This is a genomic window from Streptomyces sp. NPDC020965, from assembly GCF_044333555.1.
Lineage (GTDB): Bacteria > Actinomycetota > Actinomycetes > Streptomycetales > Streptomycetaceae > Streptomyces.
On the sequence record NZ_JBIRRE010000006.1, the window covers coordinates 170,878 to 188,372 of the forward strand.

A 17,495-nucleotide genomic window follows, 5' to 3' on the forward strand; every position below is an offset into this window, starting at 1 on the left:
CTTCACGCCGACACCGGCTACCCGGTGACGGGCCACGGGCTGGCCGGAGGAGCGTGAACGTCGTGCGGTGGGGGGGCGGCCCCCCCCCCCCCCCCCCCCCCCCCCCCCGGCGGGGGGGGGGGGGGGGGGGGGGGGGGGGGGGGGCGGGGCGCCCCCGCCCCCCCCCCCCCCCGCCCCCCCCCCCGCCGCCATCCGGCCCCAGGCGCACCCGTTCGGGGGCTGGCGGGCACGACATCCGCCGGCGAGTGGCGTGTCTCGATCATGCTGGCAATGGTTCGGAACGACTCTGGTCCGGCAGGGCCGGGGTCCGGGACGGCTGTGCCCGACGTGATCGAAGGAGAACGGGATGCCCAATGACACTGTCACGCGGTTCCTGACCGCCCTGAGCCCGGAGGACCGAGAAGAGGTCGGGCGACGGACGGGCAACGAGCAGGAGAGGCTGGCCGCCGCCTGGGAGGCGGAGCTGGCGAGGGACGACCTCGACACGCTGGACGAACTGTCGCCGGCCGCCGCCGAGAGCGAGGCGGCGCGGCGCGTGCTCGGCGGAACGGTGCCGGAGGCGGAGTAGCCGGCCCGTTCCGCCTGGGGGGGGAGGCCCGGTGCGGGGGTGCCACGCCGCTCACGGACGGAGGCCAGGAGGCGAAAGCCCACTCCAGCCGGTGGGGCGGGCCGGCCCCCGGTCCGTGCGGACACCGAGCACACACCCGCTACACGCGCCACCTCGTCGATGCCCCGACCCAGGTGTCGAGAACCCGGCTGGCCCAATCGGTCTACCGCCTGTTAGCGGGGAAGGCCGAAAGGGCAGCACGGGTGTGTGATGTGGATCCGCCACGCAGTCCGGCTCCTGCCCACACTGCTGATCGTCATGGGCACGGTGTACGCGCTGGCGACACCCCGGCAGTTCACGGCGGCCCCCTTGTTCGCCGCCGCGCCACTCATCGCCGCCCCCTTCTTCTCCTTCACCGGAACGCTGCTGACCGGACTCGCCGCGACGATCACGATGGCCGGCCTGCACGTAGAGGACAGCTCGCAGGACGAGGCCCATGCCTACACGGAAGAGTTCACGATCCTGACCGTCTCCGTGCTGGCGCTGGCAATCAACCGGATGATCCGCCGCGGGGGCGAACAACTGGCCTCCGCCCGGCAGGTCGCCGAAGCCGTACAGAGCGCGGTCCTGCCTCCCCCACCCGAACGGCTCGGCGGCCTGCTGGTCGCCGCTCGCTACGAGGCAGCCGCGTCGGAGGCGCTGATCGGGGGTGACTTCTTCGCCGTGCAGAACACCCGGCACGGGGTACGGGTGGTGCTGGGAGACGTGCGGGGCAAGGGCGTGGGAGCGGTGGGCACGGTCGCGGTGGCCGTGGGCGCGTTCCGCGAAGCCGCCGAACGCGAACAGCGGCTGGAGGCGGTCGGCGACTGTCTCGACGGAGCGCTGACCCGTGAGGCCGTCCGGCGCGGCGGCCAGGACGCCGAAGAACTCTTCGCCACCGCCGTCCTCGCCGAGATCCCCCACGACGACACGACGGTGCGCCTGGTCAACCGCGGCCACCCCGCCCCGCTGCTCCTCCGACCCGGACACCCGCCCCGCCCGCTGACACCCGAACGGCCGGCCCTGCCGCTGGGTATGGAGGCGCTGGGCGGGGACCCGGTCCGGGCGCGGGAGTATCCGCTGCCCGCGGGCGCGACCCTGCTGCTCTTCACCGACGGTCTGACCGAGGCGCGGAACGCCCGCGGCGCCTTCTACGATCCGGTCGCCGCACTCACGGGCCGCCGGGGCACCGATCCCGCGGCCCTGCTGGACTGGGTCGTCACCGATGTGACGCGGCACACCCGCGGCGGCATCGGCGACGACATGGCACTCCTCGCCCTCACCGCCACACCCGACCCGGAGCACGGCGCCGCCGACCGGGTCCCGCGGAACCCCACTGCGTGACCACTGGAAGGGGAAGTGGGAAGGCCGGAACATGCCTCCGGGGGCCCGTACCCGGTCGCCGATCGAGGTGCGGTACTTTCGTCCGGTCCGTTCCCGGCACCGAAGACGAACGGCCGGCCGAATTCCGGGAAGTACCGGAAACGACGGACGCGCCGGGCGTACGGTCGGTTCGCGGAGGCGTCCGTGGGGCGAGCCGCTGGCGGAGACGCCGTCGCCCGGCAGGCGCACCGGGACCATGGGGCAACCGGATCACGGCGGTACGGAGAAGGCGGGGCAGTGGACGATCTCGGCACATACCTCTCGATCGCGCTGCTGCTGGCGCTGGCCTTCGCCCTGGTCCGCGGGGTGCGGCGACTGGCCGCCGCGGGCCGCCGCCGCGTCGAACTCCCCGTGCGTCCGCCCGAACTGCCCCTCTCCCAGCCGTGGCCAGGAGAGATCTGGTGGGCCATGATGCCCTTCGCCGATGGGTCGGGAGCCAAGGACCGCCCCTGTCTGGTGCTGTCCGTCAGCGCCCACTCCGTGGTGGCCGCGCAGATCACCAGCAAGTACCACCCCCACGCGCGGGACGCGATAGCGCTGCCACCGGGCAGTGTGGATGACCGTCTGGACCGCCCGAGCTACCTCCGGGCCGCGGAACGCCGCGAGGTTCACCTGTCGGCGCTCCGGCGCAGGGTCGGACCGGTGTGTCCGGAGGTCTGGCGCCGGACGCGTTCCCGCTTCCTCTGACCGCGGTCAAGACGCCAGCAGGTCAGCCCGCGAAAAGTGGGTCGTACGGCTCGCCCTCCGAGGTGAGGACCAGGATGAAGTGCTCGCCCGACGCCGTGGCGGTCTCGCGCATGCGGCGCAGGGCGTCGACCTCGGTCGGAAGGTCGAGGCCGAGAGCCGCGGCGGCGCGGTCCCGCCGGGCCGCCAGGTCGGGCATGTCCGCCAGGTATTCGGCGGCCAACTCCTGGCTCTCCTCCGCGGTGAACTCCCGGCAGTCGCGCCACCACGGTGCCACCAGCAGGAGTCGCAACAGCTCGGGCAGGCCGATGGCGACCAAGGCCGCGCCGCCCTCGGAGTCCGCGTACAGGACCGGGCGTTCCTCGCCCCCGGCACCGCAGAAGAAGTACGTGCCCCCGGCTCCGTCGCCCGCAAATCCTTCCAGGGCCGCGCCCGATGCAAGGTGGACGTCCTCGCCGTGGTCGGCCCGGTCGGGTTCGAAGTCGCCCGGCCAGGCCAGGTACTGGGCGGCGGCGTCATACTCCCGAACAGCGGTGATCAGCGATTGCATGAGCCGCACCCTAACCGCCGGGGGTGACAGCCGGTGGCGCCGACGACCGGACCGGCTTGGGCGACGGGTTCCGGCCGCGCGGGACGCCTCGGTGGTCCGGCCCGCTGGGCGTCGGCGCATGACGGCACGCACGCCTCGTCCCCGCGGCGGCCCGGGTACCTGACCCGTGACCGTCCGCGAGGACGAGGTGTTCATGCGAGCGGTGTGCGCCGTGCCGTCAGCCGGTGACGCGGAGCAGACGGTTCGGAGAGCCCGCACCCGGGTTGGTCACGACACCGGGCGTGGCCGCGGCCACGAGCGCGGCGGAGACCTGCGCGGGCGTGGCGTTCGGGTTGGCCCCCAGGTAGATGGCCGCGGCACCCGCGACGTGCGGGGACGCCATCGAGGTACCGGAGATGGTGTTGGTCGCCGAGTCACTCGTGTGCCACGTCGAGGTGATCGAGCTCCCCGGGGCGAAGAGGTCGAGGACGGCACCGTAGTTGGAGAAACTGGAGCGGGCGTCGGTGTTCGTCGTGGACCCGACGGTGATGGCCTCGGTCACCCGGGCCGGAGAGTAGCCGCTCGCGTTGGCGTTGTTGTTGCCCGCCGCGACGGCGAAGGTGACCCCGGCCGCGATGGCGCGGCGCACGGCGGTGTCGATGGTGGTGTTGGCGCCGCCGCCGAGGCTCATGTTGGCGACCGCGGGCTTGACGTGGTTGCGGGCGACCCAGTCCACACCGGCGACGACCTGCGCGGTGGTGCCGGAGCCGCTGTTGTTGAGCACCCGTACGCCGTAGATCCGCACGTTCTTGGCGACACCGTAGGCCGTACCGCCGACCGTGCCGGCGACGTGCGTGCCGTGCCCGTTGCCGTCCTGGGCGACGTTGTCGTTGTCGACGGCGTCGTAGCCGTTGAACGCCTGACCGCCGAAGTCGCTGTGAGATATCCGGACGCCGGTGTCGATGACGTAGGCGTTGACACCGCTGCCCGCGGAGTCCGGGTAGGTGTATCTGCGGTCGAGCGGGAGGTTCGGCTGATCAATGCGGTCGAGGCCCCATGACGGCGGGTTGACCTGCGTGGCCTGGATGGAGACGGTCTGGTCCTGGGCGACGGAGACGACTGCGGGGTCGGCCGCGAACTTCTTCGCCTGTGCCTCGGAGAGTTGTACGGCGTAGCCGTTGAGGGCGGTGGTGTAGGTCCGCTTGATCTTCGCGCCGTACTCCTTCGCGAGCGCCTTGCCCTGGGCGGAGGTGGACCGGACCTCGCTGTCGTGCAGGGTGACGATGTAGCTGTTCTTGATGGCGCCGGGCGCGCCGGCGTCCAGGATCCGGCCCTCGCGCTGCTCGGAGGCGGCGTTCGCGGGGAGCGCGGAGATCAGACCGAGGGTGAGCGCCGTGACGACGGCGGCTCCGAGGGCGGCGTGCCGGCGCCCTGCACGGGCGCGGGTCGGCCGACCGGTGTGATTCAGTGCCATGTGGGGGTTCCTCCGCATCGATGGTGCGTGGGGGGAGGCGTGCGGTTCCGTCGTCCGTGGGTAGGCAGACGTACGGGCGCACGCCGGTACTGACGGTGCGATTGGCAAGTACATGTCAATCTGGCACCGGCTCAAAGATTGAGGGGTACATAGGAATTCCGCAAGGGGGTGTGCCCACGCGACACGGAGACGACACGTGCGCGACATGAATCGCCGTCACCACCGAGGCCAGGAAAGCCCTGATGGGCCGAGGGGGAAGCACCTCCCGGGTCCTGCCATCCGGAGGACGCATGTCTGTGCACCGGGGCGGCACGGGCCTCCGTGCGATCCTGACTCCGCACTCCCCCACGTGGGCACCGAGGTGGAGCGGGTCACGGTTCGACGGCCGGACCCGGACCCATGGGTGCGGCCCGGGCTCCACCGGCCGACCGCCACGGGTGACATCCGTGCGACGGCCGGCCAGTGGCGCGCTGGACCACCAGGGCGTGCCCCGGTCCGCGCCGGGCCGGGATTCCGGATCGTGCCGAAGCCGCGCGCGCTCGTCCTTCAGCAGCACCTCGCAGGAGTCTTCCGCGAGATCGAGAGCGACCAGGGTCCCGTCGGGAGTGGTCGGTCAGTCCCGCGGACCCGCGTACACCGCCCCGTGCGGGAAGCCGCGTATCCGACGGCCGGGAGCGACCCGCCCGGTGCGACGGCTGCCGCCACGGTCCGCGGATCTCCTCAGGCGGGATGTCCTCCCGTGGAGTGGCGGAACCGCGCGGACACCAGACCGTATACGCCGTCCGGGAGGGAGGTGGCGAGGTCGCATCACTGCCGGTCGATCTCGTCGGCGCCCGCGGAACCCCCTGGTGGCGCGGGTCGGCGTGACGGCCGAGATGGCGGTGGCCGTGGCGGTGGCGGTGGCCCACTGTCCATGTCGGGCGGGCCGGCTCGCGTCGGCCCCGTCACCACGCGGCCCGGGTCGAGGCCCCCGCCGCCGGAATCGGCGTGAACACCTCGCGGACGGACACCGCATTCACCGCTCCGGATCCGCCCGGTCCCGCTCCCTGGGGGGTACCTCTCACCCCAGGTTTCCTGGACGGTCCACCCCACCGGTCAGCGGCTGCTCCCGACGTCGCGGGCGGCAGTGGGCAGGTCGAGCCCGTGGCGTCGGTCGCCGAGCACCTTCTCGCAAACCTCGCGCTCGGCCCCAGCGGAGAAGGGGGCGCGGCGCGCGGCGACCGCCCGGCCGGTCTCCTCCGCGGTCAGGTTGGCGTTGATCGCCGCTGCCGCCCGTACGGCCGCGGCGGCCGCCCCGATCACCTGGTCGGTCGGGCTGGCGACGTTCCCGGCCGCCCAGACACCGGGGACGTCGGTCGCCCCAGCGGGGTCGGTGGCGATATGAGCACCGATCACGTGGCCGTTCCATTCCTGTGGGGTGGCCTTCAGCCCCAGTCCGGCCACCACGCCGGCGCGCGCAGTGAAACGTGGGGCGACCACCAGCGCCTGGACGGGTATCACGGGCCCCGCGGCGAGCCGCACGCCGGAGAGCCGGTCCTCGGTCACGTCCAGGCCGGTCACCTCGCCATCCACCACCGTGACACCGCGGGCGGCCAGTTGCTCGTACTCCTCGTCGGTGATCTCCGGCGCGGTGTGCAGGAAGAGGGTGACGTCGTTACTCCACTGCCGCCAGAGCAAGGTCTGGTGCACCGCCATCGGACCGGTGGCCAGCACGCCGATCGGCAGGTCCCGCACCTCCCAGCCGTGGCAGTACGGACAGTGCAGCACCTCCCGACCCCACCGCTCAGCCACCCCGGGAACCGCGGGCAGCTCGTCGACCAGTCCGGTCGTGATCAGCAGCCGGGCCGCCCCGACGGCGTGCCCGTCGGCCAGTTCGACATGGAATCCGCCCTCCGCCGCGCGCTCGACGGCCGTCACCGTGCCGTGCACGATCTCCCCGCCGTACCCCGTGACCTCGGCACGGCCCACGGCCAGCAACTCGGCGGGCGGGGTGCCCTCCCGCCCCAGATAGCCATGGATATGCGAAGCCGGTGCGTTGCGCGGCTCTCCGGCATCGACCACCAGCACCGAACGCCGCGCCCTCGCGAGCGTCAGCGCCCCGCTCAGCCCCGCCGCCCCACCGCCGATCACCACGACGTCGTACCGTCGTTGACCCTCGTATCCCGTCATAGGAAGTACCTCCATTCACCGGAGATCGTCCGTCCGAGCTCGCATAAATGGCAAACATATTTGCCGATACGGCAAGTCCGCGCACCCGGACGAGCCCCCCGAGCGCCGGACTGGCGGGGGGCGCGCGACGGACGGACACCCGCGGTGATCACCGCGGGTGTCAGGGGTGTCCGTCCGTCACCGGCCCATGTCGGGATGTCGCCGGCCTAGGCCGGAATGACGTGGGAGAGCCCGTGAGAGGCGAGCGGTGCCCGGAACGGCTTCCAGACAGCCGGGTCGGACAGATTGGTGAAGAGTCCTGTGCAGGTGTTCGTCTCCCCGGTCACGAGGCCGTACACGACAGCCCTTCCGGATCCCTTCATATCGAACAGCGGCCCTCCGCTGTCGCCGGGCGCAACCCTCGACTCCGCGGTGCCCGCGCAGATGAACTTCTTGTCCCAGATGCCGCCCTCGGTGTCGAACGCGGTGACGGGAAGCCGCGCCTCGCGCAGGCGGGACGGCTTGGTGGGATCGTCGAGGGTGGTACGCCCCCAGCCGGCGGCGCTCATGAGACGCCCCGGCCGCAGTGTCTTCCGCAGCGGCGGAAGGACCGCACTCGTCTGGTCCGCGGGCCTGTCGAGCACGAGGAGACCCAGGTCCGTGTTGGTCTGCGTCGAGAACGAAGGATGGCTGTAGACGGAGAACTGATCATCGGTCACCACCGTCCCCCCGGTGGCGTTCGCATCGGCCCGCCCCATGACGAGCCGGATTTTGATCTTGCCCTGTTCGGCCATGTTGGCGCAGTGCGCCGCCGTGGCGACGACCCGGCTGTCGATGAGCGCCGCGCCGCAAAATTGCGACCACGCCCCGTCGTCGCCCTGCCGTTCGATCCGCACGACGAACGAGCGTTGGCCGTCCGCGACCGGATCCCCGCCGACGATCGCCGAGGCGGAGGGCGCGGCGGTGAGCATGATGCCGAACGCCCCGACGCCGGCGAGGGCGGTGACCGCCCGTCGGCCCGCTGATCTGTTCACGAGCGAACTCACTTTCATCTGTTGCCGGGGGTGCTCCCCGGCAAGGTGCTGGTGCGGCGCCCGGCCGCTCTTACCGACCCCGATCCTGGGCCCGACAGTCATCCGTCCGGCCTCGGCCGGGTGTCGGACACGTCGGGGTATCCCATCGACCGTGTATCAGCCGCGGGCGGCACTCCCGGGCGGTCGGGGACGGACAGCCCATCCGGGGCGTCAACCGCGCCCGGGCTCGCACGCCACGTACACAGAACTCTTCGCGTGGTACGGCAATGACGGCAGCGGACAGCACCACTGCTCCCGGCGCGGTACGGCGATCACGACCGGGCGGCGGCCACCGCTTCCACCGGGCGCGGCCGTGGCCGCCGTTTGGCCGGGGGCGTGGTTTGGCCGCCAACCGGTTCGGTTAGAGCTGAGAGCGCATGTGCACCCGTCGCCGAGCCGCTCTGGGGATCGAGGGATGGATCGCCTCACCGCCCGGTGGCCGTACACACGATGGTTTCCGCTGGCCCTGATCGGCGTCGCGGCCGTCGTCGACGCGCTGACACCGAACACGTACACGGGTGTGCCACTGATCGCCTCCGGGTGTGTGCTGGCCGGTGCGACGCTGACGTTCCGCGGTGCCGTACGGGTCGGAGTGATCGCCCTGGCGGTCACGGTCCTACTGAGCTGGCGGGCCGGGGAGCTGTTCAGCACCACGGTCTGGACGGAGGACGTGTTCAACGTCCTGCTCTCCGCGCTCATCGGCCTCGACGTGAACCGCATGCTCCACCGCCACGGCAGACGCCTGGCCACCGCCCGGTCCGTGGCCGAGGCCATACAGCGCGCGGTACTGCCCACCCCGCCCGTACGCATCGGGCCGTTGGAGGTGGCGGCCCGCTACGAGGCGGCGGACGCCGAGGCGCGGATCGGGGGTGACGCCTATGCGATCCAGGACACCCCGTTCGGCGTCCGGATCCTGATCGGGGATGTACGGGGCAAGGGCCTGGGAGCCGTCTCCACGACGTCCACCCTGATCGGCGCGTTCCGTGAGGCGGTCCACTACACGCCCGACCTCGGGGAACTCGCCGTCCGGCTGGAGCACTCCCTCGAACGCGACAGCGCGCAGCGCCCGCACGACGACAGCTCTGAGGAGTTCACCACCGCCCTCATCGCCGAGATCGACCACGGGGAACACGTCCTGCGCGTGGTCAACCGGGGGCATCCGGCCCCCTATCTGATCCGCGCCGGCCGGGTCACGGCGCTCACCGCCACCACGCCCGATCTCCCCCTGGGCATGGGAGGGCTCACCGACCGGCGCGCCGGACCCGATTCCTTTCCGCTGTCCCCGGGTGATGTGCTGCTCTTCGTCACCGACGGTGTCACGGAGGCCCGGAAGCCCTCCGGGGACTTCTACGATCCGGTGACCGACCTCTGTCTCCTCGGGACCGGACCCGCGGATCCCGCCGCCGTGCTCGATGAACTCGCCGCCGCCGTCCACCACTGGACCGGCGGGGCCCACGACGACGATATGGCGACCCTCGCCGTCGCCACGACTCGGGAGACCCTGCGGACGGACCCCGGCGCCCCCGCCCCGGGGTACCGGCCGCGCCACGGGTGAGACGGACGCCGGTCTCCCGTCCCGTGCCGGTCCGGCTGTGCGGAAAGGCCGGGCGTGCGCAATCCGGTGGAGCCGCAGGGCGCCCGACGTCATGATGACGCCATGAATGATCATGTGATTCCCGTGCAGGCCCTGCTCGTTGTGGATGTCCAGTCGGCGTCCGTCCATGGTGCCGGGGCCGTGCCCGGGGCGGCCCGGCTCCTGGACCGGACGGCGGACCTGATCGCACGGGCCCGTACCGGCGGGGCGCTCGTCGTCCACATCCAGAACGACGGGGCGCCCGGAGCAGGCGACGAGCCCCACACACCGGGCTGGGCACTTCACCACGGCGTCGGGTCCGGCCCCGCGGAGACCGTGATCCGCAAGACCAGGGCCGACAGCTTCGAAGGGACCGCGCTGGGCGACCTATTGACCGATGCGGGCGTCCGGACCGTCGCCGTCTGCGGCATGATGTCCGAGATATGCGTTCAGGCGACGGCCCGCACCGCCCTCACCCTCGGGTACCGGGTCGTGCTGCCCCATGACGCGCATGCCACGCACGACATCCCGGCTGCACCCGGGATCAGCGCCGGGATCCCGGCCGCCACCGTGTCGCGCGTCGCCGCCTGGGCCCTCGGCAGCAGGGCCGATGTCACCGCGCGGGCAGCGGACGTCACCTTCACGCCCCCGCCCCTACCGGCCGCCTAAATCGAGGGCGTCGGCGTCGGGGAGGGCGTTCTCCGACGACTCCGAAGCCCCCGGGAAACAGGGGGCGGTGGGCGACGGCCGGTGGCAGGATCACCGGCATGGAGATACTCGTTATCGGCTCGACCGGGACCATCGGCGGCGCGGTCGTCCGAGCCCTGGGGACTTCCCATCAGGTGATCGGCGCGTCACGTCATGGCCGGATCCATGCGGACCTGGAGGACCCGTCCTCCCTGGACGCGCTGTTCGACGCGGTGGGAGACCTCGATGCGGTGGTGTGCTGCGCCGCCAGTGGTCCCCTGCTGGCCCTGGACTCGGCGACGGACGACGAAACCGCGTCGGGAACCCGGGGCAAACTACTGGGTCAGGTGGCCCTGGTCCGGCGGGCGGTGCGGCATCTGCGCGACGGGGGTTCCGTCACCCTGACGGGAGGCACGTTCGCCGCGCCGATGCCCGGGGGTTCGCTGGGTGCTCTGATCAACTCCGGTCTGGAGGGCTTCGTCCGCAACGCGGCGAGTGAGCTGCCGCGCGATCTGCGCCTCAACCTGGTCAGCCCCGGCTGGATCAAGGAGACCCTGCGCAGCATGGGCAGGGACGACACCGGTGGTACGCCGGTGTCCGAAGTCGCACAGTGCTATGTGCGGGCGGTGGAGGGGGCCTCACAGGGGCGGATCTTCCGCCCCTGACCCCCCCAGGCGGAGGGCGCGGGCACGACCGACGTGGCTGACGCGGGGTCACCATCCGGCGCGGGGGCTCACGGCGCCGGGTACTGAGCAGCCCGGCGCGTCACGGACGGAGCGGTGCCTCCCGCCGACGGATGTGCGTCGGCGGGAGGCACCGCTCATGTTCCCGTGGGTCTCCCACCCGGGAGGGGGAGGCATCCGGGGCCGGGCGCGTGGCGCCCCGGGGTCAGCGGACGTCGACGCGGTCGCTACCGCTGCTGCTGCCCAGCCGCACCGACGTCGCCTTGAACTCCGCCTTCCAGCTACCGTCCTTCTTCGCGGTGAACGCCTTGGAGAAGACGCCCTTGCTGTTCGTGCGCGTCGTGGACTGCTTGGTCCAGGTCTTGGCGCCGTCGGCCTTGAACAGGATGGTCAGGGACTGGCCGGAGGTGGCCTTCCAGGTACCGTCCAGGCTGCGCAGGGTCCCGGTCACGGTGATCGGCTTGCCCTTGCGGACCGGCTCCGGCTTCGCGTTGAAGCCGGCGATCTCGGTGCGGAGCTTGACGTCCACGGTGTCACCGCTGCCGACGGAGGCGGCGCGGTCGGGGGTGCCGGCGTAGCGGGCACGCCAGTCGCCGTCCTTGGTGGCGGTGGCCGTCACCGAGAAGGTGCCCTGGGAACCGGTGGTGGCGCTGGTGGCCTTGGTCCAGGTGGTGCCGCCCTTGGTGCGGAACTCGATCACCACGGCACCCTTGGCGAGCGGGCGCCAGGTGTCGTCCGTCGCGCCCGCCGTCTGGAGGGTGCCGGTGAGGGTCAGCTTGCCGCCCTTGGCGACCGGCTCCGGGGCGGCGTTGAACCCGGTGATCCGGCTCGGGACCGCAGTCACGGTGAGCGTGGCGGATGAGCTGGCCACGGAGCCGGCCGCGTTGGTGAAGACGGCGCGGTAGCGGCTGTTGTGGACGGCGGCGGTCGCCTTGACCGAGAGGGAGCCCGAGGTGGCTCCGGCGACGGGGGTCCAGGTGGTGCCGCGGTCGGTGCTGCGCTCCCACTGGACCGCGTCGGCGCCCTTGGCGGCGGCGGTGAACGTGGTGGAGGCACCCGAACGCACCGTGCGGGACTTCGGAGCGGTCGTGACCGCGGCGGAGCCGAAGAGGACATTCCGGGCGACGTCCTGGGCGCGGGAGGCCATCCAGGACTGGTCCTGGCCGTCGTGCGAGTTGAAGCTGACCACGAAGCAGGCGGTGGTGCGGCAGTCGGTGGTGGCACCACCGGCGCCACCGGCCGGGACGAAGGTCTCGGTCAGCTTCAGGGTGGTGGTGAAGGTGCCGTCGGCGCCGACCTGGCGCACATAGGCAGCGTTGCCGAAGACGCTGGGGTAAGTGTTGCCGGGCAGGGCGACGGTCTGGGCCAAGTAGAGGCCGCGGCCGGGCCGGTAGCCGGTGCCGGTGACCGTCACCTGTGTCTCGGCACCGAGGCCGGAGACCTGGCTGACGGTCAGGGCGGGGGTGGTGGCGGTGCCGTTGACGGCGAGCGTGTCGAGCACCTCACCGGGCTCGTACATGGAGTCGCCGTCGAATGCGAAGGTCTTCGCGCCCTCGGCGGTGAGGGCGGCGGAGATGCCGTTCCAGTCGAGGCGGGAGTCCTTCAGCGCGCCGGCGGTCGCCGTGAGGGTGGCGAAGGGCACGGCCTTGGTCGTGGTGGGCGCGGCACCCTCCACGGCACTGGTCACATCCAGGAAAAGGGTGCCCTTACCGTCGACCAGCTCGACCCGGGGGTTGGCCAGGGTGATTCCGGTGATCTTGTGCGCAGGGGCGGCGTAGGTGACCGAGCCGGCGAAGCGCACATCGGCGTCAAGGCCGGTCGGGTTCACCGCACCGTGCTTGACCGGGTAGGAGATGACGCCGTCGGCGGCCTTGGTGGCGCCGTCGGCCACGGTGACGGTGCCACGGGCGGGACCCGTGATGTAGCGGTACCAAGATGCCTTGAAGCCCCAGCCGGCCTGACCGGTGATCAGGATCGGGGAGGAGGCGGTGGCCGTCCCTGCCTTCGGCGCGACGGGGGCCGGGTCGGCGGCGGCGGGCGCGACGGGGGCAGCGAAGGCGGGGGCGGCCAGGACGCCGGTGCCCATCGAGACGGCGGTCAGCGCGGCGAGGGCGGCCAGACGGGTGGTACGGAACGTGGACATGCGCTGCATGTCTCCTTCGGGGAGCAAGGGCACGCGAAATGCGGGCGGGGGCTGTGTCGGTGCCCGGGTCACCTGCCTGCGCAGGCACGCGGAGCTGGGCACACGGAAAGGAAGACCGGTTCATCGGAGTGGGGGACCCGAAGTCGACACTGATCATATTAGGTGAGCCTTACCTAAATTGTCACGACCGGGGTTCCTTACGGTGGAACATGGCCTAAGCGCCCGCCACTTTCGGAGGGTCGGTGCACCGTCGGTGCGAGGGGAGATCGGCGCAGCTACATCCTTCGGTGTAGCCGTCGATCATCTCCGGTCATGACGTGTACGGCCGAGGGCGCCGAGACGATGAGGGCATGACCGAGACCCTGCCCGTACGGGCCACCCCGCCGGGGACACCGACCCGGCTGCCCCTGCTCGACGTCGTTCGCGGGGTCGCGATCCTCGGCACACTGCTGACCAACGTCTGGATCTTCACCGGCCCCGGCGCCGAGTGGGGCATTCTCAGCGGTGACATGACCGGGATGTCCTTCGCGTCGTTCCCGGAGGCGGTCGAGAGCGTCGCCCGGCAGTTGGCGAACGGCAAGTTCCTGTCGATGCTGACGATCCTGTTCGGCGTCGGCCTGGCCATCCAGTACGCCTCCGCCGCCCGGCGCGGTGAGCCCTGGCCCGGCCGGTACCGGTGGCGGGCGCTGTTCCTGTTCGCCGAGGGAACGGCGCACTTCCTCCTCGTCTTCGCCTGGGACGTCCTGATGGGGTACGCGGTGACCGCGCTGCTCGTGGCCTGGCTGCTGACCCGGTCCGACGCGGCCCGGCGCCGGGTGATGTGGTGGGCGGCGGGCTTGCACCTGGCGGTGATGGGTCTGCTGACGGCCGTCCTGGCGGCGGACGGCTCGGGTGGTGGCGGCGAACCGGTGTCGGACACGGTGATCGACCTGTACGCGCACGGGAGTTACGCGGAGCAGGTCGCGTTCCGCTTCGAGAACGCCCTGGCCCTCCGGCTGGAGCCGGTGCTGACGTGCTTCCTCCTGCTCTTCCTGTTCCTGCTGGGCGTACGGCTGATGCGGGCGGGCGCGTTCGGCGCCGACGCCACCGGGCGCCGGATCCGGTCGCGGCTGCTCATCTGGGGACTGGGCCTGGGCCTGCCGCTCGATCTCCTCGCCTCGCTGGCCGGCGCCGACTTCTTCCTTGTGGGCCGGTATGTCGCGGGCCCGCTGACGGCGCTCGGCTACCTGGGTCTCATCGGTGTGTTGATGGACCGGGTGCGACGGCCGGGCCCGCTGCTGAACGGACTCGGTTGCGTCGGCAGGACCGCGCTGTCGGGGTACGTCCTCCAGAACGTGCTGTGCGTGTTCGTCGCGTACGGCTTCGGCCTCGGGCTCGCCCACCGGCTCGGCGACGCCTGGCGGCCGTGGTGGGTGCTGGCGCTGTGGGCGGTGGTGTGTGCGGTCCTGATGGTCGGTTCGACGCTGTGGCTACGGCGGTTCCGGGCCGGACCGCTGGAGTCGGCGCAGCGGTGGGTCCTGCGGCGCTGACGTCGCGTGGCCGGGGGGCGGTCGCGAGGCGTGGGTCAGTGCGCCGAGGGGTCGGCGGCCCGGATGAGCCGGCGCAGACCGGAGTGGTAGACCTCGTGGTCCACGACGGCGGGCAGGATCGCTTCGAGGTGGCCGGTCAGGACCGGGAAGTCCCCGGGGTCGAGGGCGGCCAGTGCCGTACGGGTCGTGGTGAGCGCCGACGCGGGGTTCGCATGGTCCACGAAACTCGCCGCCCCCAGCGTGAACAGATACATCTGCCGGTAGGTGGCGATCGACTCCCCCGGGGTCATACCGGCCGCGATGTTCGCGGCGAGTTGGGGTTCGACCAGCCGGGCGAGGAGTGCGCGGCTGAGCCAGGGGCGGGTGCCCCGCAGGGCCATCAGTCCCGGGTGCCGCGCGAGCAGCTCGTACAACCGCGCGAAGCGGGTCTCGGTGGCCACCGCCCACGGAATGTCGGGGCCGACGTCCGGGAGCTGGGCGGCGAGATGGTCGGTGCACAGGTCCACCAGGCCCGCCAGGGTGGACCCGCAGCGTCGGTGGACCGTGGTGTGGGAGACCCCCAGCCGGTCCGCGAGGGCGCGCAGGTTCAGCGCCTGCGGGCCCCCTTCGTCGATCAGCGCCAGCGCGGCGATGGCGATGGCGCCGGGGGTGGCGCTGTCCAGGGATGCTGACTGCCTCGGCATGAGAAACAATGTACGTTACGTTGTAACTAACCGCTCCCGCCCCGGGGACACCGCGCCGGACGGCTCGTGACACCTCCCGGGACGGGCAGGCCCCCTCGACACCCTCGGAGGACCCGTGCAGCAGCTCAGCCACGGCGACGTCACGGCGGCGGCCGAACGCGTCCTCGGCCGTGTCCGGCCGGTCACCGTCGCCCCGCTGGACCCCGGAGCCGTACGGTCCGAGGCCCCTGGCGGCCCGGACCCCGAGGTCTGGCTCGCGCTGGAGTACCTGCAGCACACCGGGAGCTTCAAGGCCCGCGGCGCGGTCAACTTCCTCTACGCCCACCGTGCGGCCGGTACGCTCCCCGACACCGGTGTCACCATCGCCTCCGGCGGCAACGCGGGTCTGGCCTGCGCATGGGCGGCCCGGACCCTGGGGGTGACCGCCACGGTCTTCCTGCCAGCCGGGGCCCCGCCCGTCAAGATCGCCAAGCTGGAGGAGTACGGCGCCTCCGTGCGACTCGTCGACGGGGAGTACGCGGACGCCGCCGACGCGTGCGAACGCTTCGCGGAACAGTCGGGTGCGCTGCGCAGCCACGCCTACGACCATCCCCTGGTGGCCGCCGGGGCGGGCACCCTCCTGGAGGAGCTGCGCGCACTGATCCCCGGTCTCGACACCGTCGTCGTCGCGGTCGGCGGCGGCGGGCTCTTCGCCGGTGTCGCCACCGCAGCGCAGCGCCACGGCCTGCGTACGATCGCCGTGGAGCCGGAGAACAGTCGCGCGCTCAACGCCGCCCTGCTGGCCGGGCGGCCGGTAGACGTCTCGGTGGACAGCATCGCCGCCGACGCGCTCGGCGCGCGGCGGGCCTCACCGATGGCGCTGCGCGCGGCCCAGGACCCCGGCTCACGCTCCGTCCTGGTGCCCGACCGGGCCATCGCCGCCGCCCGGCGCGCGCTCTGGGACCGGAGCCGGATCGTCACGGAGCTGAGCGGCGCGACCGCGCTGGCCTGTCTGCCGCTGGCGGGCACGGACGGGGCCGGGTACACACCCGCCCCCGGCGAGCGCATCGCGGTCGTCCTCTGCGGAGCCAACACCGACCCGTCGGACCTGGTCGCCCCGGCTCCCGGCCGGCCGGCCTGACGGTCCGTACCCCCCGGCGGGGGGACCGACGGCGCGGCCCCACCGAAGGTCGGGTGGTCGACCTCGACACCGGTGTCGGCCCTCCTGGCGTGCCGGCACGGCTTCCCCAACCGCTGCTGCCACCGATTCCGTCGATCTCACGGGTCGGCGTGGTGGCGCCGGTCCGGCCTGCCCGAGGCTGACGACGCGGCGCGGCCGGCGGCCTGACGATCCGCACCTGTAGCGCTCTCCTCACCCATGACCCGACCGGCCGGGACGGCGGTGTGCCGGCGCTGTTCCTCGCGGAGGTGGGTGGGGCGGGCGCGGCCGGCACCGTGCCGCGCGGGCGCCTGACCGACCGCGCCGGGGGGCTGACCGGACACCGCTGGCGGCGTTCAGCAGGTCGGGCGGGGGCACCGGTGTGGCTGGTGGCGGGGTCAAGAGCGGGGGCCGTCCTCGGGTCGGACGGATTCTGTGACGGCCGCCGCCACTCCGTCGCTGTGCCGGGCCAGCCGGTCCCGCAGCTCCCGCAACCGGGCGATGCGTTCGTCGATCAGGGCCAGTCGCCGTTGGGCCGTGTCGAGTTCGCCCGCGCAACGGTCGACGTCGACCAGCGGCCGCTCCAGGCAGCCGTGCGCGATGTACGGACGGAGGTCGTCCACGGTCAGCCCGGCGTCCAGCAGGCCCTTGATGTCGCGGGCGCGGACGGCGCCGTTTCACCGTACTCCCGGGTAACCATTGGCGTTCCTGGCGGCTGGAATCAGCCCCTGCTGCTCGGAGTAGCGCAGCGAGCGGGGGTTGGCGCCGACGCGTTCCGCGAACCGGCCTCTGCACATCTTCGTCTCGGTGTGCATGACGGCACCTTAGCGGGATCGACCCCTCGGCCACCGAGTCAGAAACCCTGCACCCGACCGCAGTTAGCACGGTCACGTTCGCAACGAACCACCCGATAAACGCCCCTGACCAGGCCGTACTCACGACTGGGCACGGATAGCCGGTCCGTGCCACAGGGGAACCGTCGACTCCGACCGAGAACCCTCACCGCCGTACGAGGCCCGCTGGCGTGGACCCCTTGTGTGCCCCCGGGGGCACGGTTACTTTTCTCTCAGCCACGACCCGATCTTCGTCTCGGGGGACGCGGCCACTGCTTGAGGGACATCATTCGAGCCACTGAACAAGGGAGTTGCTCCACCGCTCCGACCCCGCTGCGACCCCGCCCCG

The 17,495-nt window shown here is 72.2% G+C and carries 15 protein-coding genes and 1 pseudogene; 8 read left to right on the forward strand and 8 right to left on the reverse strand.

The features are described 5' to 3' along the window. Positions 1-346: 346 nt before the first annotated feature. The 3 genes from ACH4S7_RS19865 (at position 347) to ACH4S7_RS19875 (ending at position 2,656) form a co-directional block, all read left to right on the forward strand. Positions 347-568, forward strand: a complete 222-nt coding sequence (locus ACH4S7_RS19865; protein WP_398522521.1) for a hypothetical protein — start codon at positions 347-349, stop codon at positions 566-568. 249 nt (positions 569-817) lie between these two features. Next, entirely contained in the window at positions 818-1,930 is a 1,113-nt protein-coding gene (locus ACH4S7_RS19870) for a PP2C family protein-serine/threonine phosphatase (RefSeq protein ID WP_398522802.1), read from the forward strand. A gap of 276 nt (positions 1,931-2,206) precedes the next feature. Beyond that, a complete protein-coding gene (locus ACH4S7_RS19875) occupies positions 2,207-2,656 on the forward strand; it encodes a type II toxin-antitoxin system PemK/MazF family toxin (RefSeq protein ID WP_398522522.1) in 450 nt (149 codons plus the stop codon). Between the two features lie 22 nt (positions 2,657-2,678). Here ACH4S7_RS19875 and ACH4S7_RS19880 read toward each other — a convergent pair whose 3' ends face one another. From ACH4S7_RS19880 to ACH4S7_RS19895, 4 genes and pseudogenes are all read right to left on the reverse strand, one after another. Continuing rightward, complete coding sequence (locus ACH4S7_RS19880; protein ID WP_398522523.1) at positions 2,679-3,203, reverse strand: hypothetical protein; 525 nt, start codon at positions 3,201-3,203, stop codon at positions 2,679-2,681. 226 nt (positions 3,204-3,429) lie between these two features. After that, positions 3,430-4,656, reverse strand: a pseudogene (locus tag ACH4S7_RS19885) (S8 family peptidase); the annotation flags it as partial. A gap of 1,095 nt (positions 4,657-5,751) precedes the next feature. After that, positions 5,752-6,825: an NAD(P)/FAD-dependent oxidoreductase gene (locus ACH4S7_RS19890; protein WP_398522524.1), complete on the reverse strand. Its 1,074-nt coding sequence runs from the start codon at positions 6,823-6,825 to the stop codon at positions 5,752-5,754. A gap of 206 nt (positions 6,826-7,031) precedes the next feature. Beyond that, complete coding sequence (locus ACH4S7_RS19895; RefSeq protein WP_398522525.1) at positions 7,032-7,838, reverse strand: S1 family peptidase; 807 nt, start codon at positions 7,836-7,838, stop codon at positions 7,032-7,034. Between the two features lie 454 nt (positions 7,839-8,292). Here ACH4S7_RS19895 and ACH4S7_RS19900 point away from each other — a divergent pair, with 454 nt between their 5' ends. The 3 genes from ACH4S7_RS19900 (at position 8,293) to ACH4S7_RS19910 (ending at position 10,802) form a co-directional block, all read left to right on the forward strand. After that, positions 8,293-9,432, forward strand: coding sequence for a PP2C family protein-serine/threonine phosphatase (locus ACH4S7_RS19900; protein WP_398522526.1), 1,140 nt, complete (start codon positions 8,293-8,295; stop codon positions 9,430-9,432). A gap of 102 nt (positions 9,433-9,534) precedes the next feature. Next, on the forward strand, positions 9,535-10,119 hold the full coding sequence (locus tag ACH4S7_RS19905; RefSeq protein ID WP_398522527.1) for an isochorismatase family protein: 585 nt from the start codon (positions 9,535-9,537) through the stop codon (positions 10,117-10,119). A gap of 98 nt (positions 10,120-10,217) precedes the next feature. Then, positions 10,218-10,802 (forward strand): short chain dehydrogenase, encoded by a 585-nt coding sequence (locus tag ACH4S7_RS19910; protein ID WP_398522528.1) that lies wholly within the window; start codon positions 10,218-10,220, stop codon positions 10,800-10,802. Positions 10,803-11,025: 223 nt separating this feature from the next. Here ACH4S7_RS19910 and ACH4S7_RS19915 read toward each other — a convergent pair whose 3' ends face one another. Further along, the gene (locus ACH4S7_RS19915; protein WP_398522529.1) at positions 11,026-12,963 is read right to left on the reverse strand and encodes an HtaA domain-containing protein; all 1,938 of its coding nucleotides are present in this window, start codon (positions 12,961-12,963) and stop codon (positions 11,026-11,028) included. Positions 12,964-13,313: 350 nt separating this feature from the next. Between ACH4S7_RS19915 and ACH4S7_RS19920 the strand changes: the two genes are divergently transcribed. After that, a complete protein-coding gene (locus tag ACH4S7_RS19920) occupies positions 13,314-14,492 on the forward strand; it encodes a DUF418 domain-containing protein (RefSeq protein ID WP_398522530.1) in 1,179 nt (392 codons plus the stop codon). 35 nt (positions 14,493-14,527) lie between these two features. Here ACH4S7_RS19920 and ACH4S7_RS19925 read toward each other — a convergent pair whose 3' ends face one another. Beyond that, the gene (locus ACH4S7_RS19925; RefSeq protein ID WP_398522531.1) at positions 14,528-15,175 is read right to left on the reverse strand and encodes a TetR/AcrR family transcriptional regulator C-terminal domain-containing protein; all 648 of its coding nucleotides are present in this window, start codon (positions 15,173-15,175) and stop codon (positions 14,528-14,530) included. 115 nt (positions 15,176-15,290) lie between these two features. Here ACH4S7_RS19925 and ACH4S7_RS19930 point away from each other — a divergent pair, with 115 nt between their 5' ends. Next, entirely contained in the window at positions 15,291-16,295 is a 1,005-nt protein-coding gene (locus ACH4S7_RS19930) for a serine/threonine dehydratase (RefSeq protein WP_398522532.1), read from the forward strand. A 416-nt stretch (positions 16,296-16,711) separates the two neighbouring features. On the opposite strand, the gene ACH4S7_RS19935 is transcribed toward ACH4S7_RS19930, so the two are convergent. Then, positions 16,712-16,936 (reverse strand): hypothetical protein, encoded by a 225-nt coding sequence (locus ACH4S7_RS19935; RefSeq protein WP_398522533.1) that lies wholly within the window; start codon positions 16,934-16,936, stop codon positions 16,712-16,714. 54 nt (positions 16,937-16,990) lie between these two features. Beyond that, positions 16,991-17,128, reverse strand: a complete 138-nt coding sequence (locus ACH4S7_RS19940) for a MerR family DNA-binding transcriptional regulator (RefSeq protein ID WP_398522534.1) — start codon at positions 17,126-17,128, stop codon at positions 16,991-16,993. Positions 17,129-17,495: the final 367 nt, after the last annotated feature.